Raw genomic sequence first — 22,496 nt, 5'->3', positions numbered from 1 at the left:
TTAAAGCGTAACAAATTTTAAGCCATAAGCAAAGCTGATTTTGAAATGGTAGCCATTGGGTGTGTTGTTAAGCTTCAAGGCTTGGCAGGAGATTCATAAATGTGGCCCACAGAGAAAATTTGTACAGATAAATGTGCAGCGATAGTAATCATATTTAAAAGATCATTCTACTGCATTAGGGGGGATAAATAAAGGAAAGAAATTAATAATAAACATGCAAATAAACCTTTTGTGTTTAGCTGCACAGAGCGATATTGAATCAAATTATCCTATAGATTAATCTCACACAGACTCAAATAAATGAGCTTGAAGAATGAGGAAATGAGCGGCATGTGGTTCTTGGACGGTTTGCAACCCCGCTTCCGCTTATAGATACAAAGGTTAGTAGGCCCTGCAAACGCAAATATGAAATGCTGCAGAGCAATTTAGCCCTGGCTGGAGCGGTTACCCTGCAGCAACGAGGAACGAGGAAGCGAAGCGTAAAAGCGAAAGACGGGAGCACGCTACCCTATTTAGCAAAGGCCTAGCGCTCCAAATAAAATTTGACCAAATGCGCCTAAACCGATGATACTTTACTGTATCGGGATAACAGCAAAAAAAACCGCAGGTCTTTCGATCTACGGCTTAAGTTGTTCCATTAAGATTAACGCATGCGCGAAAATGACGACCTTACCAACGGATTTACTTTAGGGATATCACCTAGCAAAATTATCTGTCACTGATATTGACTTTTGTACCATAAATTATCCCTAAGGATGACAAAAGAAAAAAATTAATAATTCCCTGTAACCCCTATTTCCAACCCCCTTAATTCAGCCAAACCTCTTAATCGTCCAATGGCCGAATAACCCGGATTGGTTTCTTTAGCCAGGTCATCCAACATTTGGTGGCCGTGATCTGGACGGAAAGGAATGGGTTGATCGCGTAGTGCATTTTCTTCCGTGAGCGCTTTCATGATTTCGTACATGTTTACATCACCACCTAAATGATCGGCTTCATAAAAACTACCATCTTCGTCCTTTTTAACATTACGCAAATGCGCAAAATATACCCTTTCTTTAACTGCATTGAAAATTTCTAAAGTATTATTTCCCATACCTGCGCCTAAAGAACCTGTACAAAAACATACCCCATTAAAATGCTGATCCACTGACTTGATAATGTAGTTAAAATCTTCGAGTGTGCTGGCTATCCTTGGTAAACCTAAAATGGCATAAGGAGGATCATCAGGATGAATGGTCATTTTAATCCCTTCTGTTGTACATACTTCTGCGATGGATGACAAGAAAAATTTGAGGTTTTCTTTTAAACCTGCTGTACCAATGGCTTTGTATTCATTAATGCTGTGGCGGAGGGTTTCCAGTTCAATTTCCTTTTCGTTGGGTATGCCCATTAAAACGTTTATCCGGAGGTCAATTAGATCCTGTTCGGTTAAGGTGGCAAATTTAGCGGCAGCACGATCTAAAACAGATGTTGAATAATCTGCCTCTGCCCCTTCGCGCTTTAAGATATAAAGATCAAAAATGGCCAGATCGATCCAATTAAAATAGAGTGCTTTTGATCCATCGGTCATTTCGAGATCCAGTTGCGTACGTGTCCAGTCTAATACCGGCATAAAATTATAACAGACTGTTTTAATACCGCAGGCTGATAGGTTGCGCAAGGAGCTTTTATAATTTTCGATATACCGCCCGGCATCAGCCCTGCGGGTTTTAATGGCTTCGTGTACGGGAACACTTTCTACTACTGACCAGGTTAAACCTGCAGCCTCAATAATTGCTTTTCTCTCCCATATATCTTCCACAGGCCAAACTTCGCCATGCGGAATATGATGTAAGGCAGTTACAATACCCGTAGCACCTGCCTGTTTAACATCTTGTAAGCTAACCGGATCATTCGGGCCATACCAACGCCAGGTTTGTTCTAATTTTTTCATTTATATGATTATACTGATTTAAGGGAAAACACAGATTATTTTTCAATATATATGTGACAGTTAGACACCGGAAAAAGCAGTAAATCCACCGTCTACTTTAACGCTTTCGCCATTTACAAATTTAGCGGCATCACTTAGCAGATATACCAATGCCCCTATTAATTCTTCGGGCACACCAAAGCGCTTGAAAGGGGTTTTAGCAATAATGGCCTGCCCTCTAGCGGTTAAGGAACCATCTTCATTGGTTAATAATGTCCTGTTTTGGTTGGTAATAAAAAAACCAGGTACAATGGCATTCATCCTGATTTTATCCTGGTAACGGTTAGCCAGTTCAACAGCCATCCACTTGGTATAACTTTCGATAGCTGCTTTGGCCATTGAATAGCCCAGTACACGGGTGAGCGCCTGGGTAGCTGAAACCGATGATATATTGACAATACTACCCCCATTTTTTGCGATGGCCGGACCAAAAACCTGGGTGGGCATAATGGTTCCGAAAAGGTTTAAATCAAAAGCCTGTTTTAAAGCAGGAACGTTCAGTTCAAAAACGTCGCTCCCTGGCTGAATTACGGCTTCAGCCACATTACCGCCAGCTGCATTGACCAATGCATCAATGCGGCCATAGGTTTTAATGATGGTTGCGTTTGCTTCCACGAGGTCTTGTTCATTCAATACATCGGCAAGTATATAAATGGCTTTACCACCGGCATTAATAACGTCAGCAGCCCGCTGTTCGGCTATTTCTTCGTTTCTACCAATTACCACGATGGTTGCTCCCGCCGCGCATAAACCATTAATAAAGGCCTCGCCCAAAACACCTGTGGCACCAGTAACCACCACCACCTTATTTTCCAACGAAAACAGGCCTGCAATTTCATTTTTCATTTTTAATATATATTGTATGCGAATATTAATTTTATACTTTAAATGAATCCGTTATATTCCTTAAAGAAAAGCATATATTACCATTAGAAATAGCCATGCACGATCTAAAAATATTATTTTTCACTTCTCAGCAAAGCCTCCAAATAATAATAGTCGGCATAATTGATCGGCACATCTATTTCAGATTTGGCCGGCCGATGCCCTGTACTATGTTCTAGAATAAAACCATAGTTTGAACCAATTTTACTGACGTATTTGGTCTTGAGTGCGTTTAAGATTTTATTGGCTGCGGCTTTATATTTTTTACTGTTGGTACTGTATTTCGCCAGTTCGTAAAGTGCAGAAGCGGTGATTGCAGCAGCAGATGCATCCCTTGATGCTTCAGGAATTTTAGGATCATCATAATCCCAATAAGGAATACCGTCAGCCGGGGTAATTTTATTGTTTAAGATAAAGCCTGCAATACCATCAGCTTGAGCCAAATACGATTTAGTTTTAGTTTCGCGGTAACACATGGTATAACCATATAATGCCCATGCCTGCCCCCTTGCCCAGGCTGATTCGTTCGCATAACCCTGTGCCGTTACTTTTTGCAATACTCTTCCTGTCAAGGTATCATAATCGATAACATGATAAGAACTAAAATCGGGCCTGAAATGTTTTTTCAACGTGGTATTGGCATGCTTTACCGCAATTTGATAAAAAGATGAGTCCCCTGTTAATTTCGTGCTTTCGAACAACAGCTCAAGGTTCATCATATTATCAATAATTACAGGATATTTCCACTTGTCGCCATTATGATCCCATGATTTGATTACGCCCGCAGTAGCATTAAACCTGGTTGATAAGGATTTTGCAGCCTGAATAATGACCGCTTTGTACGCCAGATCGCCTGTTAACCGGTATCCATTTCCGAATGGGCAATAGATCATGAAACCGAGATCATGAGTCCCTTTGTTAAATTGCTCTTGTTTAATGTCTTCGGTATATTTTTTAGCTAATTCCAGCCATTTTTGATCTTTGGTATACTGATAAAAATACCAAAGTTCAGCAGGAAAGAAACCGCTGGTCCAATCTTTTGAACCAACCATTTTGAATTCCCCATTTTCTACAGTACGCGGCGAGACCAGATTGGGTTTAATTTTTCTGGCTGAATCTACATTTTTGATCAATATATCTGTTTGTTTCGCTGCCGCCGAAAATGCCTTTGCTACATCGACCTGTTGCGACCTTACCCTATTAAATGCCAGAATACTTACGATGACTAATATCAATTTTATCTTCATATGATCACCACGTTTATTGGGGTACGGATAGATAGCCAAAAATTACCTTCATTAACAACTTGCTTTGATTTAAATTTGCCAAACATGATTTTTTTAAGCCATTTGTCCTAATCTGTTTATTGTACTATTTATATTTTTCCTGCATTTGGCCGTAAAAAGCTTTAAGTACATAAAACGCTTTCTTCTTCTGGCCTGTTTCACTGATCAAACCTTTACGGTTCCAAAAATTCTGATAGATGGGATGCTGTCTTCTTGGTGACCTGAAATCAGTCAAAATCCATGGCGTCATACCGCGTAAGGCGCCGATTTTGCTCAACATGGTAATCTGGTTCTTGTATAAGGCTTCCTGATATTCTTCGCTCCAACGAGTATTCTCATCCGCGTGGAAACCAGCCAAAGCACCACCACCAAATTCAGAAACGACAACCGGTTTTTTATATTTGATATCGAAATTATATTTGGCAATTTCGGACGGATTGCCTCCCCAGTACCAGCCAGCATACTCATTAAAACTGACCAGATCTATTTTTTCGCCTAGTGGATCATTTAAAACCATATTATTTCCTTCGCGGTGCACCTCTAAAGCAGCGGCAATTAATCGGGTATCATCCAGCGTGCGGGCAGCATCTGCCAAATTGCTCATAAAACTCAAACGGGCATCGCTAAGTGGCGTTTCATTGCCGATTGACCATACAATTACACTTGCCCTATTTTTATCACGCAGGATTAAATCAGTTAATTGTTTTTTCGCATTAGCATAGGTTGCCGGGTTAGTCCAGCTGATGGTCCAGTAAACAGGCACCTCAGCCCAAACCAACAAGCCCATTTCATCAGCAAGGCGGATCATCTCTTCATTGTGCGGGTAATGGGCCAGGCGCACATAGTTACAATTCAGATCTTTGGCCCATTGTAACATCATACGCATATCCCCTTCAGAGCGTAAACGACCGGCTAAAAGCGGATTCTCATCATGAAGCGAGATGCCCCTTAAAAAAACTGATTTGCCATTTAACAGGATGCTATCGCCATTCACCTGAATGGTTCTAAAACCAATTTTATCATTGATATTTTCTTTATCGGTTTTGATGTTTACCTCATATAATTTTGGTGTTTCCGGCGACCATAAACTTAAATTGTTCCAGGTAAACTCATCAGCAATTTTACCTTCACCATCTGTTTTATATTTCTTTTCGAGCTTAAGTTCAGGGATGGAAAGCGTAATTTCCTGCCCAGCGGTTGCATCAGCCAGTTTTGCCGAAAAATTTAACAGGTTATTATTTCCTTTAACCAACTGCAATTTATAATCACTGACGAAATGCTCGGGGAACTCTGCTAAAAAAACATCGCGGGTAATGCCTCCATAATTCCACCAATCGGTATTTACTGTCGGAATTTCATCCTGTTTGCGAATGTTATCAACCTTGAGCACAATGGAGTTTTCGCCTGTTTTTAAATTATTGGTTACATCGAACTGGAACGGTGTAAAACCGCCTTTGTGCACGCCGAGTTTTTTACCATTGAGGTAAACATGGGCTTCGTAATTTACTGCAGCGAAGTAAACGAAATATTTTTTTCCTTTTTCAGGTTTAGCATCAAACTTTCTGCGCAGCCAAATATTACCTTCGTAAAATTCCAATTTTTCTGATTGTGAATTCCAATCACCAGGAACGTTCATCTGTGGTGAATGGTCAAAATCATATTCAATCAGCTCTGATTTATCTTTCTGCACTTTATCGTCATAAAAACCTCCTGATCCGGATTTAGATTGATCAAACGGATCGTGACGATAATCATAATAACCGTTTTCGTATGGATCTATAATATAATTCCATTTACCGTTAAGACTCTGTATTTTTCGGCCCTGGATGTTCTGTATAGCCGTAACCTGACCGTAACTGAATGATGAAAGAAGCGAGAAGCAGATTAAAAATACGCTATAGGTTGTTTTTAGCATAACTTAAATTTTAATATGATTAATTGATCGTTTCAAAACTAACAATTAATTGCGGACGGTTTCGCTTTCACTGGTCTAAATTTGAGTAATATGCCGTTTTTGCCTGGTTGTGTTACCATCACGAATTTAGAAAAGCTTAACAGATTAAATGGCTTTAAATTGGACAAAACTCCATAAAACCTAATCAAGCCCTATTTCAAACGTTTGAAATAATGGCATTTTTTATTAATTATGTATAGCGATTGAAAAAGATGATAAACAATACCCCCGTTACCCTGAAATTCTTGGCTGAAAGGTTAAAGATGTCTGTTTCTACAGTATCAAAAGCCCTTAATAATTATCCCACTATAAATGCCTACACCAAGCAGCGCGTTCAGGAAATGGCCCGCGAGTTGCATTTTACCCCCAATAAATCAGCCATCAATTTAAAGGAAAAAAGGTCTCGCATTATTGGCGTTATTCTGCCCAACCTTTTAGACCACTTTTTTACCAGAAGTATATACGGCGTAGAGCAGTTTGCGACAAATAATGGCTACAATGTGATCATCAGTCAATCACACGATGAGCTGGAAAAGGAAATTCAATCGGCAAATATGATGTTAAGGGGTCGTGTTGACGGTTTAATTGTTGCCATCTCCAAGCATACACAAGATTTTGAACATTTTAATCAGTTTGAAAAGATGGGCATTCCCATAGTGTATTACACACGCAACCCTAGTTTTAATTTGAACTGTCATAAGGTATTGGGCAACACTTTTCAGGGTTGCTACCAGGCGACGAAATTTTTAATTGACAGAGGACATCTCAAAATTGCTTATCTGGGCGGTCCAAAGATGACCAATTTTACACACGACCGCTTCAATGGCTATATCAATGCATTAAAGGATCATGAAGTACCTTTTTCAGCAAAACTTGTCGCTTATACTGATTTTGACAAGGAAAACACAATTACTGCGATCAAGAATTTATTTGCTCATCCAGACCACATGCCTACTGCGCTTGTGGCTTTTAAAGAACCTATCCTGTTTGACGCGATAAAATATCTGAAATCTATCAACCACCCGAACTTTAATAAAATTGAAAGTATTGGATTTGGAAACAATGCTTTTATCACTTACCTCGATTTGCCGCCTATCGCCTCTATTGAAGAAAATCCCGAATCGGTGGGTGAAAATGCCATAAAACTCCTGCTTCAGTTAATCAATAAAGAGATCGATATGGAAAACTATCAAAAAGTGATGGTCGATTGCAAGTTGGTGGTGCATAGCAGTTAGCGTGGGGAGTTTAGCGTGGCTTTCCGTGCAGTCAGATGTTAGCGTGTAACTAATTTTTGCTTTATTTTACACTTCGATTATTCAACAGTGTAAGTTGGAAACATCTTACACCACTTACTATACTCCAAGGAAAATACTAATTCAATGACATTGCCCTGCTATTCAATTGATTCCTATGTTTTTCATTATACACAAAGGCAGCTACAATTAATAATCCGGCAATCCCTTCGAAAGCAACCACTACCTGCGTGCCGAAAAGATGCGCTAGATATCCCATTAACAAACTGCCAATTGGCAACACGCCTTGGTAAGCCATAATATAGTAACTCATCGTCCTGCCCCTCATCGTATCATCAGCATGGGTTTGCAGGTAAGTGTTAATAGAAGAGTTTTGCGCCATTAAACCTAAAGCAGCTAAACTGGTACAAATTAAGGCTAGAATAAGTGACGGTGATATGGCCAACGCTACAACCGAAACGGCCAATAGAATACCAGACATCATGACGATTTTCTGGAGATTCTGGCTTGCTTTTAAGGTAGCCATATAAATGGCCCCGAAAAAAGCGCCAAGCCCCGCAGCACTTTCAAACCAGCCAAACGTAGTGGCATTTCCATTAAAAATATCCTTAGCAAAAACGGGTAATAAAGTGGTAAACGGAATGACCAATAAACTTGATGCCGCCATGGTTAATACCATTGAGGCAAGATCTGGGGATGATTTGAGGTAATCGTAACCTTTCTTCAGATCGACCCAGATATTTTCTGTAGATTTTTGATGTTCGGTGAGGTTAAGCTTCATCATCACCATACAAGCCAACACCGCAATAAAACTGATAAAGTTTAGGATAAAACAGGTATCCTCTCCCAAGGTACTTAAAATGACACCTGCCAGTGCTGGTCCGATTAACCTGGCCGCATTAAACATAGATGAGTTGAGTGCAATGGCATTGGGCAAATCTTCTTTATCATCAATTAAATTTACCATTAACGATTGACGTGCAGTCACATCAAAAGCGTTTACCAGGCCCTGAACCAGCGAAAGCACTGCAATCCAGAACATATCATACACTTTAAACCAGATCATTAATGCAAGCGCACCAGCCTGCAGCATTAAAATGACCTGGGTAATCACCAACACTTTATATTTATTATGCCTGTCTACATAACTACCTGCATAAGGCGCCAGCACCAGTGAAGGAATTAAACTTAAAAAAGTGATCAAGCCCAGCAGAAAAGCTGACCCGGTTAAACGGTAAACTAACCAGCTTATGGCAACGCGTTGCATCCATGTACCAATTAATGAAATTGCCTGACCTGTAAAAAACAGCCTGTAATTATAATGCCTTAACGAACGGAAAATACTCATGATTAAAATAGTAAAGTAACTTTACAAAATTATAAATTATTACGAAAATCTTAAAACCAAAAAAGCCATTTTTTATCATTTCAAAATCAAAAATTACATATTTTAAAAATATGTTCTCAGTTTGGTATAAAAATAAAATATTATATTTGTAAAGTATATTTACTAATAAGATGCCTACTCAAACACAGGAAATTGCCGCAAAGTTAAGAAGCACCGTTACCAGGTTGACGAGAGAATTGCGCAAACAGAACGTCAGTTCAGACTTTAGTAACGCTGAATTACTGACCATGTCGCTACTCGAACAGCATGGCAAAATGCTTTCTACAGAACTGGCGGATATGGAAAGGGTATCTAAACAGGCCATTTCACAGATCATTAATCGGCTTTTCGATGCTCAATGTATAGAGCGCTTTCCTAGTAAGGAAGACAAGCGAAAGATTTTTATCGGATTAACCAAACTTGGTGAGAAACACCTCGTTGCTACCAGGAAAACAAAAGAAGAATGGCTGGTTCAAACCATGGAAAAAATCTTTTCTTCAGAAGAAATCAATTTAATCCAGGCTTTCCTGCCCCTGCTTTCGCGTTTGGTAGAACACAGTGGCACAAGAGTATAGCAGGGAAATCGCGTTTAAATTTTCTCTCATTATTCTTCTTCTTTCTGTTCATGCCTGCGCATTATGTTTGCCAAGGAAGCACGAAAAACAAGGAAAAAATTTAATTTACTCCGTGATTTCTGTGTTTGCATGGATAATTAATTTTTGCAAATGTTTTAAAAGCAATTTCTCTGAAGAGTATAGTTTTCTTTTTTCCTTCGCCGAATAAGCCGTATCTTGCAACCTCAAATGGCACTATACTTTACCTCAATTAATTCGGGCAGTAATGGTAATTGTTACTATATTGGTAACGATCAGGAAGCTGTTTTGGTTGACATAGGCCTAACCTGTAAAGAGGTTGAAACCCGAATGAACCGTTTGGGTTTGCCTTTAAGTCGAATAAAAGCGATCTTTATCTCGCACGAACATAGCGACCATATTAAGGGATTAGCTGTTTTTGCTAAAAAGTATAAACTCCCGGTATACATTAGCCCGGCAACGTTAAAAAAGAGCAGACTTCTTTTAGATGCGGATAATACTTTTTCCCTCGGTCATCAACAGCATATTCAGATCGGCAGTTTAAAGATCGCTGCCTTTTCCAAATTCCACGATGCGGCTGATCCTTATAGCTTTACAGTAGAATGTAATGAAGTGCGTGTTGGGGTTTTTACAGATATAGGTTCTGTATGCGATCGTCTGATTACGCATTTTAAAAATTGCCATGCCGCTTTTTTAGAAGCCAATTATGATGTGCAAATGCTGGAAAATGGAAAATATCCTTATTTCCTGAAGAGAAGGATTACAAGCGGTCATGGCCACCTCAGCAATGCCCAGGCCCTGGAGCTTTTTATTAACCATAAAGCGCCGTACATGAGCCATCTTTTATTGAGCCATTTATCAAAAGACAATAATGATGCTACACTTGTAGAAAGCCTTTTTAAAAATGTAGCAGGTGAAACTTTTATCAAGGTAGCTTCTAGATATGAAGAAACGGAGCTTTATTATGTTAGCGATAGCCGAAATACGCCAGAAACTTATTCTTTCGATCCAAGTCTTTACCAGCCTGAACAGCTTAACCTGTTTTAACATCTAAAAGTCAAAAACGCTTTGTTTTTTCTCTTGATTTGGTTAGAATAAAGCTTATTTCCTGCTATACGCACGATTAAACCATTTTGGAAAACAACTAACAGAATAATTTAATTTTTACGAAAACTATTTGTCTGTGATAGGCGTTATATCTATACTTCATAAATAGTTTGTTTGGTTTATTTGGGGCTTATGGATTTAAGCCCCTTTCTTTTTTCTAAACCTCTGCTAATTCGTTAACAATACCTTAGTTCCATTAATAATACTCATTATTGTTCTGTATAAATATTTTGCATAGACGGGGCGTCACCCTGATCCGACGGTTATCGGATTTACTTCAGGGTCTTTGCCGCAATTAAGATGCTGACCACGGAATAGCTATAGACCTTTAACAACAGCATAAACAGCTAATAAAATAAATTCAGCATGACGCGACGAATAGACAAAGGCGGGATAACAGGCAGATACTTGTTGCAAATATTAATCGCACTTAAGTTAATAAAAAAAAGGCAAAATGGCTGTTAACCACCTTACCTCTCTAGTTAGCTGAAACACGAAAGATTACACATCTTCCATCTTACATTCACCATTTTAGATCCTTTTTACAGGTATTTAGTAATGGCTTCGTCAGTAGGTTTCGTTTTTGAACGGAAGCGGTGCACTAACTCACCTTTCTCGTTAATTAAAAACTTCTCAAAATTCCACTTAATATCACCTTGCTCCTCTGTATTGGTTTGAGAAGTTAAATATTTAAACAAGGGATTGATATCCTCTCCTTTAACACTGCTTTTTTGGGCTAGCAAAAATGAAACATTATATTTTCCGCTACAAAACTCTTTAATTTCTGCATTAGTAGAAAATTCTTGTCCGCCAAAGTTACCTGCCGGGAAACCGATTAATACGACCTTTTTACCATACTGTTTCTGAAGTTTTTCCAAATCTTCATATTGCGGCGTAAAACCACATTTGGATGCGGTATTTACAATCAGGATTTTTTTTCCTTTAAATTTAGAAAGCTTAATTTCCTTACCATCAATGGTTTTAAAGCTAAAGTCGTAAACATTTTTTGGTGGCGACACCAGTAAGTTTAATAGGATTAGAATTGTGCTGATCATCGTTTTTTTTATTTTAATATACGAATATAGGGACAAATAGTTTTTTAAGGTATGATTTACATATAAATTCTACGATATCCATCCTCAACATCATTGAGGTATTCTGGTTATGCCAGCTATTGATGCTAAATCATCATTTCTTTAGGTTCGTAAATGAACGGGTAGCAGTTCTTAGGAATTTACAGTCCCGCTATCGCTTATAGTCCTCTGCCGACGGGATGTCGGGATCCGGGCTATTCCGCTCTATCTGGTTTAATTAACAGCAGCCTATGCGCTTTTGTAACTTCAGTTTTAGCACAAAGCTATTAAACCTCAATAGCAGCATCGGCCATGCCACCTGGACCCGACTGAAGCGGAAAACCCGGAGACCGAGGAATGAGGTTGAGGATTTGTAGCAAAAAGCGGGATCATACCTTACCTATCCGGTACTGAAATTGATTTTCAAAAGAATTAAGACCAGATTAAAATCACCGTAAAACTCAACAGATTTTACCGGCATTTCAGATTTTTTTTGTATTAAATTCTCCTCAGGTTTGGAATTATGCCCTAATTATAGCTTTATTTGCACAAAAACGTATTTCATGGCCAAAAACTTATTAATCGTCGAGTCACCCGCAAAAGCCAAAACCATAGAAGGCTATCTAGGCAAAGATTTCCTGGTGAAATCTAGCTATGGCCATATCCGTGATTTAGTTAAAGGTGATATGGCGATTGATATCGAGAACAATTTTGCCCAAACCTACGAGGTACCTGCCGATAAGAAAAACGTAGTTTCAGAATTAAAAAAACTAGCTAAGGAAGCCGAAATGGTATGGCTAGCATCCGATGAGGACCGCGAGGGAGAAGCGATCTCGTGGCACTTATTCGAAACCTTAGGACTAAAAAAGGAGAAAACGAAACGCATTGTTTTCCATGAAATTACCAAACCGGCCATTTTAAAAGCAATAGACAGTCCACGTGGAATTGATTATAACCTGGTAAATGCCCAACAGGCACGTCGTGTGTTAGATCGTTTAGTGGGTTTCGAACTTTCTCCGGTGTTATGGAAAAAAGTAAAGCCATCACTTTCTGCAGGCCGTGTACAATCGGTAGCAGTACGTTTAATAGTAGACAGGGAACGTGAAGTTTTAAACTTTAGCGCCAGTGCTGCCTATAAAATTACAGCTCAGTTCTTAACCGGCAAGGGAAAAGAAATGGTGAAGGCAGAACTGCCACAACGTTTCGAAAATGAGGCTGATGCAGAAAAATTTCTTCAGGACTGTGTAAATGCAAGATTCAACATTACCAGTTTAGAAACCAGGCCTGCCAAACGTAATCCTGCAGCCCCATTTACTACGTCTACCCTACAACAGGAAGCTTCCAGAAAATTAGGTTTCTCGGTGGCGAGAACGATGCAGGTAGCACAGCGACTTTACGAAGCCGGTAAGATTACTTACATGAGGACTGACTCTGTAAACTTATCGGAAACAGCGGTTAATGCTGCCGCTGCTGAAATTAGATCAGCTTATGGCGAAAAATATCACCAGCCGAGGGTATATAAAACCAAGTCGGCAGGTGCACAAGAAGCGCACGAAGCCATCCGCCCTACTTATTTCGACAGACATACGGTAGATGGGGATATTTCAGAAAAACGTTTGTATGAGTTGATTTGGAAACGTTCCATTGCATCGCAAATGAGCGAGGCTCTATTCGAAAAAACCACCGCTCAGATTACTGCATCAACCAGAAAAGAACATTTGGTTGCCGAAGGAGAAGTATTAAAGTTCGACGGCTTTTTAAAGGTCTACCTGGAATCTACCGACGATGATGAAAATGAAGAAAAAGAAGGTGGTGCAATTTTACCTCCTTTAGCAAAAGGACAGGAACTATTTTTAAAAGAAATGCAGGCTACGGAACGTTATTCACGTCCACCAGCAAGATATACCGAGGCCAGTTTAGTTAAGAAACTAGAAGAACTGGGCATTGGCCGTCCTTCTACCTATGCACCAACCATTTCTACGGTACAAAACCGTGGCTATGTGGTTAAAGAAGATAGAGAAGGAAAACAACGCAATTTTACGGCCATTGTTTTAGCAGACGGACAGGTTAAAAAAGAAATTAAAACAGAAATTACCGGCGCTGAAAAATCAAAACTCTTCCCCACTGATATTGGTGAGGTAGTAAACGATTTTCTAGTAGAACATTTTAAAGGAATCGTCGATTTTAACTTCACTGCAAAGGTGGAGAAAGAATTTGATGAGATTGCACAAGGTTTACAGGAATGGACTAAAATGCTGCATTCTTTTTACAACCCATTTCACACTGAAGTAGAAACCACACTCGAAACTGCAGAACGTGCCACCGGCGAGCGCTTGTTAGGTATTGACCCTGCAACGGGTAAAAATGTATATACCAAAGTTGGTAAATTCGGTCCGCTGGTGCAGATTGGCGAATTGGATGATGAGGAAAAACCGCGATATGCCAGTTTGATGCGAACACAATCTGTTGCAACCATTACTTTGGATGAAGCGCTTGAACTGTTCAAACTTCCTTTCCAGCTTCCTGATTTCGAAGGTAAAGAAGTGATGGTTGGGGTTGGCCGTTTTGGTCCATATGTTAAATGGGGCGAAAGTTTTATTTCTCTTCCTAAAAACGAAGAACCTTTATCGGTAACTTATGAGCGGGCAGTTGAAATTATCAGGGAGAAAATGGATGCCGATGCACCCATTGCTTTTTATGAAGGCATAGGGGTAACCAAAGGAAAAGGCCGTTTTGGTCCATTTATTAAATGGAATGATCTATTTATTAATATCCCGGCAAAAGGATACGATTTCGACAATTTAACACAAGAGGATATTAATACCCTAATTGGCAAAAAAGTAGAAAAAGAAGCTAACAGGTACATCAAAACCTGGGATGCTGAAAAAATTTCAATTGAAAATGGCCGTTGGGGACCTTTCATACGTTTTGGCAAGCAAATGCTCAAATTACGGAACAACGAGCTCACCAAGCAGAAATATACACCAGAAGAACTTGCCGATATCGACCTGGAAACCGTTAAGAAAATGATTGTGGAACAAGTGCCAAATGCTTTTGAAACCAAGAAGAAAGCACCGGCAAAGAAAAAAGCGGTGCCGGCAAAAAAGGCTGTAGCGAAGAAAAAATAAAACAAAAATCGTCATGCTGAACTTCCGCCCGGTCGGACGAGTGTTTCAGCATCTTTTACTCAAGACTCTGAAATAAATCCGATAGCTATCGTATCAGAGTGACGTAAACAATGGTTATGAAAGCAGATTTACCAGAAAATACAGTTGAAGATATTGCCATGGCTGTGGTATTAATGGGCGAAACGCCTGAAGTAAAAAGCTGGACGGTTTATCTTGTTAATCTCAAAAGTGAGCCGATAACCAATGTATTGATCAGCTCTAAAGGTTATGGTGAAAAAAATGGTAAACAGGTAAAAACTTCTGTATTAAGGCATTTTATAGGAGATATGGAAGCAAACTCTTTTGCAGGAGTAGAAGCCATTGATCCTGAAGTATTTGGTTTAACGAATGAATACTGGCTAAGCTATTATATTGGCAGCACCATTTACGACAAAAAATTTATATTCCTGCCCGAAAGCATTATCGATTCTAATCTGATTAAAGTTCCATTGGTAAACAAACCTGGGGTAATGATTAAATAGTTGAGAGTTTGGAGTACCGAGTTCTGAGTCTCATTCACAGTTTTAAAGTAAAGTTGCTATTTCGAACTACGTCTATATTATAAAATAGAGATGAAATAGGATATAACAATATTCCATCTAAAGCTACAAACGCAAAAACAACAGGACGTATTGTAACATTCTGAATTGTTCTGCGCACAGAACTCATAACGCCAAACCAATACTTTGAACGAACTAACGCGTTTCAACTACCTGGATGGTTCTGCACCCAGAACTGAAAACTTCAAACTGAAAACTCCAAACTATTTTAAGGTACCTTAACCGCTTGTCTGCCAAGCAACTTCCACCCTGCTTTTTCCTTGCTCCAAATCAAAAGGATATATAAGTTTACGCTCCCTCTTACGCCTTTATCATTAGTTTGCGCCATTAGCTTATGCCTTACCAGGGCAGTATTTCCCTGAATAATTGTCTTAGGATCGCCTAGAACGATATCGTCAAGGAAATCAGACTCGCCAGAAAGCAGAGAATGCATGAATTCGTGTTTAGTTTGCACTTTCCCACTGGAATGACCGTAACTCAAATTTTCCAGTAACAACTTATCCAGCCCTAAGCTATCTGGATGAATCATTAAGTCTATAAGTTGATCTACCGCTTTGTTGACTTCCTTTTCGGCATTTGTCTTCTGCGCAAAACAAAACGTTGTAGAAATTAGTAAACACGAAGAAATAAAGAGTTTCCTGATCATATCTGGTCATTTAAAGTTGAAGCTGTAAACTTATCCAAAAGCCCTTACACGAGCAACACTTTCGTTATAATTTTCAATATTATTTCATTTAGTGTTGCTTTTAATTAATTTTCGATGAAATCTATTTTTTTGGTTAAAATAGACTAATTACGGCATAGCAATTGCTCCAACCGGAAGATTATAATCTCATTTATCTTAACGAATTTCATTTATGGAACAACCATCTACCTACCAATCGTCCTCAAAAAAGAAATTTATTTTTATTGGCTTGCTTGCGGTCTCAATAGCGGCAATTGTATTTATCTATTTTAATAGAAAAAAGAAAAGCAACGAAGGAAACCAGGCCTATGCAAAATACATCGAAGCTTATACTTCGGGTACCATTTCAAAAAAGAGTTTTATCCGTGTACACCTTGCCAATGCTGCAACAGGCATGCAGGATCTGGGTAAAGCCGATGCACGAGAGCTTTTCGACTTCTCTCCTTCTATCTCAGGGAAAGCCTATTGGATAGACCCTCAAACCATTGAATTCAGACCTGATGAAAACCTTAAACCAGGCAAAAACTATGAGGCCACCTTTAAACTTTCAGAAGTTTCTGATACCGAAAAAGGGCTGGAAGATTTCGATTTCGAATTTAAAGTCATTACCCCAGGGCTAATGCTCACTCAAAATGGGCTGGTTTCTCAAAATAATACTTCTTTAGATTATATGAAACTCACTGGTGAAGTGGCTACTGCCGATGTGGAAGAAACCAGTAAGATAGAAAAAAACGCTTTCGCTGGACTTTGATCAGAAATTGCAAATTAAATGGCAGCACGATCCGGCAAAAAATAGTTCAAAATTTACTATCGATAGCATCAAAAAGATAGGCAACGATCAAAATTTAAAAATAGAATGGGATGGTGACGCCATTGATGCAGATCAAAAGGGTGAAGTGGACGTTCGTGTTCCCGCGGTAAACAAATTCGAAATCCTGGATATAAAAGCCATTCAAGGTGAAGAGGGTTATGCTTTGGTGCAATTCTCTGAACCCATTGGCGTTGGTCAGGATTTAACCGGTATGATTACACTGGGCAATCTGGGCGATTTAAGATATACTATAGATGCCAGTCAGGTTAAGGTTTATGCCCCAGAAGAACTTAAAGGCAATTATGCGCTGAACGTAAATGCAGGGGTTGAAAACATCAATGGAAAAAAATTGGCAGGCGGTAAAACGGCCAATCTCATTTTCGAAGATAAAATACCTGCCGTTACCATTGCCGGTGCAGGTACCATTTTACCAAACTCCGGAAAGCTGGTTTTACCTTTCGAGGCGATTAATCTAAAAGCGGTTGATGTTACAGTAATTAAGATTTACGAAAATAATATTCCACAGTTTTTTCAGACCAATAGTTACAAAGATGGCAATGAACTCCGTAGAGTGGCGAAACCTATTCTGCAAAAAACGGTACGCTTAGATGAAGATAAGGCACTTAACCTCCACAAAAAGAACCGCTTTACACTCGACCTAGATAAGATGATCCGTACGGAGCCTGGTGCGATGTACAGGGTTACCATTGCTTTCAGACAGGAATATAATGCTTACAATTGTAAAACCGGAGAAGAAAAAACAGATGGCAATGATGAAGAAGGCGAATACGGTGATTACGAAGGTTATGGTGAAAAAATTGATGAAGATGATGATTTTTGGCAGCGCTACAACAACTATTACCCTCGAAATTACAAGTGGAATGATAAAGATAATCCATGTACGCCTTCATTTTATACCAACGAGCGCTGGGCAAGCAGAAACTTAATTGCTTCGAATATAGGTTTGGTGGCCAAACGTGGTAACGATAACAGCATGCTGATTGTGGCAACTGATTTATTAACTGCAAAACCATTAAGTGGTGTAAACCTGGAATTAATGGATTACCAAAAGCAGATCATTTTTACCACTAAAACTGATGGCGATGGTTTTGCCAGATTCGACCTGAAACGACAACCATTCTTACTAATTGCTAAAAATGGTTCGGAACGCGGCTACCTTAAACTAGACGATGGCAGCTCGTTACCTTTAAGCAGATTTGATGTAGGCGGCGATGTAGTACAAAGTGGCTTGAAGGGCTTTATTTACGGAGAACGTGGTGTTTGGCGGCCAGGTGATAGTTTATTTGTTTCTTTCGTTCTGGAAGATAAACTTAAAAAACTTCCGGCCAATTATCCGGTAACCATGGAATTCTATAATCCAAAAGGTCAGCTGTACAAAAGACTGATTAACGGCAAGCCTTTAAATGGATTCTATACCTTTAAAACCGCAACAGAAAGCACTGCGCCAACGGGAAACTGGATGGCTAAGGTGAAAGCGGGCGGTGCTACGTTTACCAAAACCTTAAAAATTGAAACGGTGATGCCAAACCGTTTGAAAATTGATTTCAACATTGGCAATAGAACCTATCTAAGTGCAGGAACTTCAGCCGCTACCCTATCGGCCAAATGGTTATTTGGTGCAGTGGCACAAAACTTAAAGGCAAAAGTTGATGTAAACTTAAATACCACCGAAACCAAGTTTAAAGGCTTTGAAGGCTTCAGTTTCGATAACCCTACGGTGAACTTCCAATCGCAGGTTAAAACCATTTTTGAAGGAACTTTAAACCAAAATGGTACCGCGCAGATCAACACCAACCTCAACGAGAACAATACCGCCCCTGGTGTATTGAGGGCTAACTTTACCACTAAGGTTTTCGAACCTGGAGGTAATTTCAGTATCGATAATTTTAGTATTCCTTATCATGTGTACAAGAGCTATTTGGGTATTCGTACCGAAAAAGGTGACCGCTTAAGCGGTATGTTGGTTACAGGAAAAGAACATAAAGTTGAAATTGTTAATGTAAATACTGATGGAAAATTATTGAGCGGCACCAAAACCGTTACTGTAGAATTATATAAAACCCAATGGCGCTGGTGGTGGGAACAGGATGACCAGTATACCTATGCCAACTTTACCCAAAATCAATACAATAAATTAGTTGAAAGCCATCAGGTAAACTTATTTAATGGAAAAGGAAGCTGGAATTTACGTGTTGATGAACCAGAATGGGGCCGTTATCTGGTTCTGGTACGTGATGTAAACGGCGGACATGTCACCGGAAAATCGGTTTATATTGATTGGCCGGGTTGGGCACAGCGCGAACAAGGCACCAACCCGACAGAAGCCTCTATGTTATCATTCACCGCTAATAAAGATAAATTCACTGTTGGAGAAGATATAACCTTAACTATACCCACAGGTAAAAACGGAAGAGCACTCATCTCGATTGAAAATGGAAGCCGCGTATTAAAAACCTTCTGGGTAGATACCAAAGCCGGTCAAACGCAATTTAAATTCAAAGCGGAGAAAGAGATGGCACCAAATGTTTTTGCCAACATTACTTTACTTCAACCGCACGCACAGACGATTAACGATTTGCCTATTAGAATGTACGGCGCTATTCCACTTTCTATTGAAGATCCGCAGACGATATTAAAACCGACCATTAAAATAGCGGACAAAATTAAACCTGAAACTGAAAACACCATCACCGTAGGTGAACATAACGGCAAAGCGATGACCTATACCATTGCGTTGGTGGATGAAGGTTTGCTTGATTTAACCCGCTTTAAAACACCAGATCCTCATGCTGCATTTTACGCCCGTGAAGGTCTAGGGGTTAAAACATGGGATTTATTTGACTATGTTCTTGGCGCCTGGGGTGGAAATTTAGAACGAATTTTAAGTATTGGTGGTGATGGTAGCATCAATAAAAATTTAAATCCGGCAAAAGCCAACCGTTTTAAAGCAGTAGTTAAATTTATGGGACCATTTACTATTGGTAAAGGTGAAAGTAAAACGCATAAGTTTAAGTTACCACAGTATATAGGCGCTGTAAGGGCCATGGTAGTTGCCGGACAAGATGCAGCATATGGTTTTGCTGAGAAATCAGTTCAGGTTAAAAAACCATTGATGGTTTTGGCTACCCTGCCAAGGGTTATTGGTCCTGGCGAAAGTTTCACCTTACCGGTAACCGTTTTCGCCACAGAAAAAAACCTTAAAAATGTGTCAGTACAACTGCAGGCAAATAATTTAATTGTTCAGGGTAATAACAAGCAACAGCTGTACTACAAACAAACAGGTGAGCAAATGGCCTATTTTGAGGTGAAAGCACCGAATGCCGTAGGTATCGCCAAAGTAAAAGTGATTGCACAAAGTGGAGCTGAAAAAACAGTTTACGATGTAGAAATGGATATCAGAAATCCAAATCCGTATGTAACCAATGTAGTGTCTGCTACTGTTCAGCCACACACCAAATGGGCTGTAAACTATTTACCGATCGGGATGACAGGTACCAATTCTGGTTCGCTGGAAGTATCTTCTATCCCCGCAATTAACCTGAGCAAAAGGTTGGGTTACCTGATCCAGTATCCACATGGCTGTATCGAGCAGACCACATCGGGCATATTTCCTCAATTATTTTTAGATCGCTTGAGTCCATTGAATGAACAGCAAAAAGCTAAAACAGAGAAAAATATCAAAGCCGGAATAAACAGGCTGAAAGGTTTTCAAACTACTGATGGTGGTTTATCTTACTGGCCTGGAGAAGGTACGTCTGATGAGTGGGGCAGTAATTACGCAGGCCATTTCTTAATAGAAGCTCAAAATGCTGGGTACACCTTGCCTGTTGGTCTTTTAGATGAGCTATTGCGCTTTCAAAAATCAAAAGCCACAAACTGGGCACCAAACAGTAATAATTTTTATGGTGGAGATTTATCACAAGCGTACCGTTTATATATGCTTGCGTTGGCAAAAAAACCAGAAATGGCTGCTATGAACCGTTTAAAAACTTTCCAATACTTATCTGTAGCCGCAAAATGGCGTTTGGCAGCAGCTTATAAACTGGCCGGACAAAATGAGGTGGCTCAAAACATGATCAGAGGTTTGGATACCTCCATCCAACCCTATAAACAATTAGGAGGAACTTATGGCTCAGAGGTACGAGACGAAGCGATGATTTTAGAAACCTTAACCTTACTCGGTCAGAAAGCAAAAGCCGCAAGTTTATTGCAGCCTTTAGCAGCTAAATTAGGAGAACATACCTGGTATAGTACACAAACAACCGCCTATAGTTTGCTGGCAATTGCTAAATTCTGCGGATCAAACCAATCGGCTAATAAGCTGCAATATCAATATGTATTGGATGGTAAGTCTGCTCCTGTTAATTCAAATCAGTATATCAATAGTACGCCGCTAACCTTTAAAGGAAACACAGCTTCGGTTACTAACAATGGAAACAATGTACTTTTTGTTCGTTTGGTTTTAGAAGGACAGCCAGTTGCTGGTCAGAATAACTTTTTGCCAAACCGCCCTGATGTTTTAGATATGAGCGTGACCTACAAACGTTTAAATGGAAAAGTTTTAGATCCTGCCACGCTAAAACAGGGAACAGATTTTTATGCAGAGGTAACGGTAAAAAATCCTGGCAGAATGGGATACTACGAACAGATGGCATTAACGCAGATTTTTCCCTCAGGATGGGAAATTATCAATACCCGGGTGAATGATAATCAAAGTATCTTGGCTTCATCTCCATTTACTTATCAAGACATCAGGGATGACCGTGTTTTTACCTATTTCAATATAAGAGAAGGCGAAAGTTTGGTATACAAGGTACTGCTTAATGCCTCTTACCTGGGTAAATACTATCTATCGGCCGTTCAATGTGAAGCGATGTATAATAATGATATTTCGGCTACAGAGCCTGGTAAATGGGTGCAGGTGGTGAAATAGCCGGTAAAGATTATTGCTAATGGTTCGTGGAGACACGAACCATGGCATTAGTTTTCATGCATCGGTTCGCGTCCAAGCATTCAGCCTCGGTTCGTGTCTCCACGAACCGAAGTTCCAGTTATTTTGTATCTGCATTTTCATAAATAGCAATCTAATACTAATGGATAAATTATTTGGAGCTAGAAGAAAGAATTTTATTGAAATCGGAAAAATTTATTTTTGGACGGCTACCATTAACAAATGGCAAAAACTTTTAGCGAAAGATATCTTTAAACAAATCATATTAAGTTCATTTGAACACTTGAGCAAATTGAATAAACTTGATATTTTTGGCTTTGTCATTATGCCAAATCATATGCATGCAATCTGGCGGACTAATGAACTAAACGGAAAAGAAACCGTTCAGGGATCATTCTTGAAATATACAGCACATGAATTTAAAAAGCTTTTGAATCAAAATGAATTGAATAATTATTTTTCAGGCTCAACAAATAAGAATTATGAATTTTGGCAAAGAGATCCTCTGGCGATACCTCTGTACACTCCGGAAGTTGCTTATCAAAAGCTAGATTATCTATACAATAATCCTTGCACAGCACATTGGCAATTAGCTACAGAACCTGAAGAATAATTATATTCCTCGGCTTCCTTTTATGAAAAGAACGAATTAAAGTATGCTTTTTTGAAAGACTTAAGATTAGAATTTTAAATAGCAAAATGGTTCTTGAAGACACGAACCATGGCAGATTGGCAATTAGCTACAGAACCTGAAGAATACTTATATTCATCAGCATCTTTTTATGAAA

General features: G+C 39.3%; 15 protein-coding genes. 8 read left to right on the top strand and 7 right to left on the bottom strand.

The features are described from left to right. Nucleotides 1–772: 772 nt before the first annotated feature. The 4 genes from uxuA to PGN18_RS03440 form a co-directional block, all read right to left on the bottom strand. Nucleotides 773–1,936 (bottom strand): mannonate dehydratase, encoded by a 1,164-nt coding sequence (uxuA, locus tag PGN18_RS03455; RefSeq protein ID WP_335317964.1) that lies wholly within the window; start codon nt 1,934–1,936, stop codon nt 773–775. A 60-nt stretch (nt 1,937–1,996) separates the two neighbouring features. Further along, entirely contained in the window at nt 1,997–2,821 is an 825-nt protein-coding gene (locus PGN18_RS03450) for an SDR family oxidoreductase (protein WP_335317963.1), read from the bottom strand. A gap of 113 nt (nt 2,822–2,934) precedes the next feature. Continuing rightward, nucleotides 2,935–4,107, bottom strand: coding sequence for a glycoside hydrolase family 88 protein (locus tag PGN18_RS03445; protein ID WP_335317962.1), 1,173 nt, complete (start codon nt 4,105–4,107; stop codon nt 2,935–2,937). Between the two features lie 124 nt (nt 4,108–4,231). Continuing rightward, nucleotides 4,232–6,061: a glycoside hydrolase family 2 protein gene (locus PGN18_RS03440; protein ID WP_335317961.1), complete on the bottom strand. Its 1,830-nt coding sequence runs from the start codon at nt 6,059–6,061 to the stop codon at nt 4,232–4,234. 251 nt (nt 6,062–6,312) lie between these two features. Here PGN18_RS03440 and PGN18_RS03435 point away from each other — a divergent pair, with 251 nt between their 5' ends. Continuing rightward, nucleotides 6,313–7,335: a LacI family DNA-binding transcriptional regulator gene (locus tag PGN18_RS03435; protein WP_335318279.1), complete on the top strand. Its 1,023-nt coding sequence runs from the start codon at nt 6,313–6,315 to the stop codon at nt 7,333–7,335. 136 nt (nt 7,336–7,471) lie between these two features. Here the strand turns inward: PGN18_RS03435 and PGN18_RS03430 are convergent, their stop codons facing one another. After that, entirely contained in the window at nt 7,472–8,701 is a 1,230-nt protein-coding gene (locus tag PGN18_RS03430) for an MFS transporter (protein ID WP_335317960.1), read from the bottom strand. Between the two features lie 170 nt (nt 8,702–8,871). On the opposite strand from PGN18_RS03430, the gene PGN18_RS03425 reads away from it, so the two are divergent. Both PGN18_RS03425 and PGN18_RS03420 read left to right on the top strand, forming a co-directional pair. Further along, a complete protein-coding gene (locus PGN18_RS03425; protein ID WP_335317959.1) occupies nt 8,872–9,315 on the top strand; it encodes a MarR family winged helix-turn-helix transcriptional regulator in 444 nt (147 codons plus the stop codon). Between the two features lie 228 nt (nt 9,316–9,543). Further along, on the top strand, nt 9,544–10,380 hold the full coding sequence (locus tag PGN18_RS03420; protein ID WP_335317958.1) for an MBL fold metallo-hydrolase: 837 nt from the start codon (nt 9,544–9,546) through the stop codon (nt 10,378–10,380). 602 nt (nt 10,381–10,982) lie between these two features. On the opposite strand, the gene PGN18_RS03415 is transcribed toward PGN18_RS03420, so the two are convergent. Next, a complete protein-coding gene (locus tag PGN18_RS03415; protein ID WP_335317957.1) occupies nt 10,983–11,495 on the bottom strand; it encodes a glutathione peroxidase in 513 nt (170 codons plus the stop codon). A gap of 581 nt (nt 11,496–12,076) precedes the next feature. On the opposite strand from PGN18_RS03415, the gene topA reads away from it, so the two are divergent. Further along, entirely contained in the window at nt 12,077–14,641 is a 2,565-nt protein-coding gene (gene topA, locus PGN18_RS03410) for a type I DNA topoisomerase (protein WP_335317956.1), read from the top strand. 116 nt (nt 14,642–14,757) lie between these two features. Further along, entirely contained in the window at nt 14,758–15,162 is a 405-nt protein-coding gene (locus PGN18_RS03405) for a hypothetical protein (protein WP_335317955.1), read from the top strand. Between the two features lie 286 nt (nt 15,163–15,448). Here the strand turns inward: PGN18_RS03405 and PGN18_RS03400 are convergent, their stop codons facing one another. Beyond that, entirely contained in the window at nt 15,449–15,886 is a 438-nt protein-coding gene (locus PGN18_RS03400; protein ID WP_335317954.1) for a nuclear transport factor 2 family protein, read from the bottom strand. A 211-nt stretch (nt 15,887–16,097) separates the two neighbouring features. On the opposite strand from PGN18_RS03400, the gene PGN18_RS03395 reads away from it, so the two are divergent. From PGN18_RS03395 to PGN18_RS03385, 3 genes are all read left to right on the top strand, one after another. Beyond that, a complete protein-coding gene (locus PGN18_RS03395; protein ID WP_335317953.1) occupies nt 16,098–16,676 on the top strand; it encodes a hypothetical protein in 579 nt (192 codons plus the stop codon). Between the two features lie 7 nt (nt 16,677–16,683). After that, nucleotides 16,684–21,690, top strand: coding sequence for an alpha-2-macroglobulin family protein (locus PGN18_RS03390; protein WP_335317952.1), 5,007 nt, complete (start codon nt 16,684–16,686; stop codon nt 21,688–21,690). A 160-nt stretch (nt 21,691–21,850) separates the two neighbouring features. Continuing rightward, nucleotides 21,851–22,321, top strand: a complete 471-nt coding sequence (locus PGN18_RS03385; protein WP_335317951.1) for a hypothetical protein — start codon at nt 21,851–21,853, stop codon at nt 22,319–22,321. Nucleotides 22,322–22,496: the final 175 nt, after the last annotated feature.

The sequence above is a fragment of the Pedobacter terrae genome (assembly GCF_036946585.1).
Lineage (GTDB): Bacteria > Bacteroidota > Bacteroidia > Sphingobacteriales > Sphingobacteriaceae > Pedobacter > Pedobacter terrae_C.
The sequence above is the reverse complement of the archived record's forward strand: the minus strand, read 5'-3'. Positions and strand labels throughout refer to the sequence as shown.

Bases quoted from the DNA above. Each gene is read 5' to 3' on its own strand.
- PGN18_RS03405 (WP_335317955.1), top strand. From the start codon at position 14,758: ATGAAAGCAGATTTACCAGAAAATACAGTTGAAGATATTGCCATGGCT.
- PGN18_RS03430 (WP_335317960.1), bottom strand. From the start codon at position 8,701: ATGAGTATTTTCCGTTCGTTAAGGCATTATAATTACAGGCTGTTTTTT.
- PGN18_RS03450 (WP_335317963.1), bottom strand. From the start codon at position 2,821: ATGAAAAATGAAATTGCAGGCCTGTTTTCGTTGGAAAATAAGGTGGTG.
- PGN18_RS03400 (WP_335317954.1), bottom strand. From the start codon at position 15,886: ATGATCAGGAAACTCTTTATTTCTTCGTGTTTACTAATTTCTACAACG.
- PGN18_RS03385 (WP_335317951.1), top strand. From the start codon at position 21,851: ATGGATAAATTATTTGGAGCTAGAAGAAAGAATTTTATTGAAATCGGA.
- PGN18_RS03445 (WP_335317962.1), bottom strand. From the start codon at position 4,107: ATGAAGATAAAATTGATATTAGTCATCGTAAGTATTCTGGCATTTAAT.
- PGN18_RS03395 (WP_335317953.1), top strand. From the start codon at position 16,098: ATGGAACAACCATCTACCTACCAATCGTCCTCAAAAAAGAAATTTATT.
- PGN18_RS03440 (WP_335317961.1), bottom strand. From the start codon at position 6,061: ATGCTAAAAACAACCTATAGCGTATTTTTAATCTGCTTCTCGCTTCTT.
- topA (WP_335317956.1), top strand. From the start codon at position 12,077: ATGGCCAAAAACTTATTAATCGTCGAGTCACCCGCAAAAGCCAAAACC.
- PGN18_RS03425 (WP_335317959.1), top strand. From the start codon at position 8,872: ATGCCTACTCAAACACAGGAAATTGCCGCAAAGTTAAGAAGCACCGTT.
- PGN18_RS03415 (WP_335317957.1), bottom strand. From the start codon at position 11,495: ATGATCAGCACAATTCTAATCCTATTAAACTTACTGGTGTCGCCACCA.
- uxuA (WP_335317964.1), bottom strand. From the start codon at position 1,936: ATGAAAAAATTAGAACAAACCTGGCGTTGGTATGGCCCGAATGATCCG.
- PGN18_RS03420 (WP_335317958.1), top strand. From the start codon at position 9,544: ATGGCACTATACTTTACCTCAATTAATTCGGGCAGTAATGGTAATTGT.
- PGN18_RS03435 (WP_335318279.1), top strand. From the start codon at position 6,313: ATGATAAACAATACCCCCGTTACCCTGAAATTCTTGGCTGAAAGGTTA.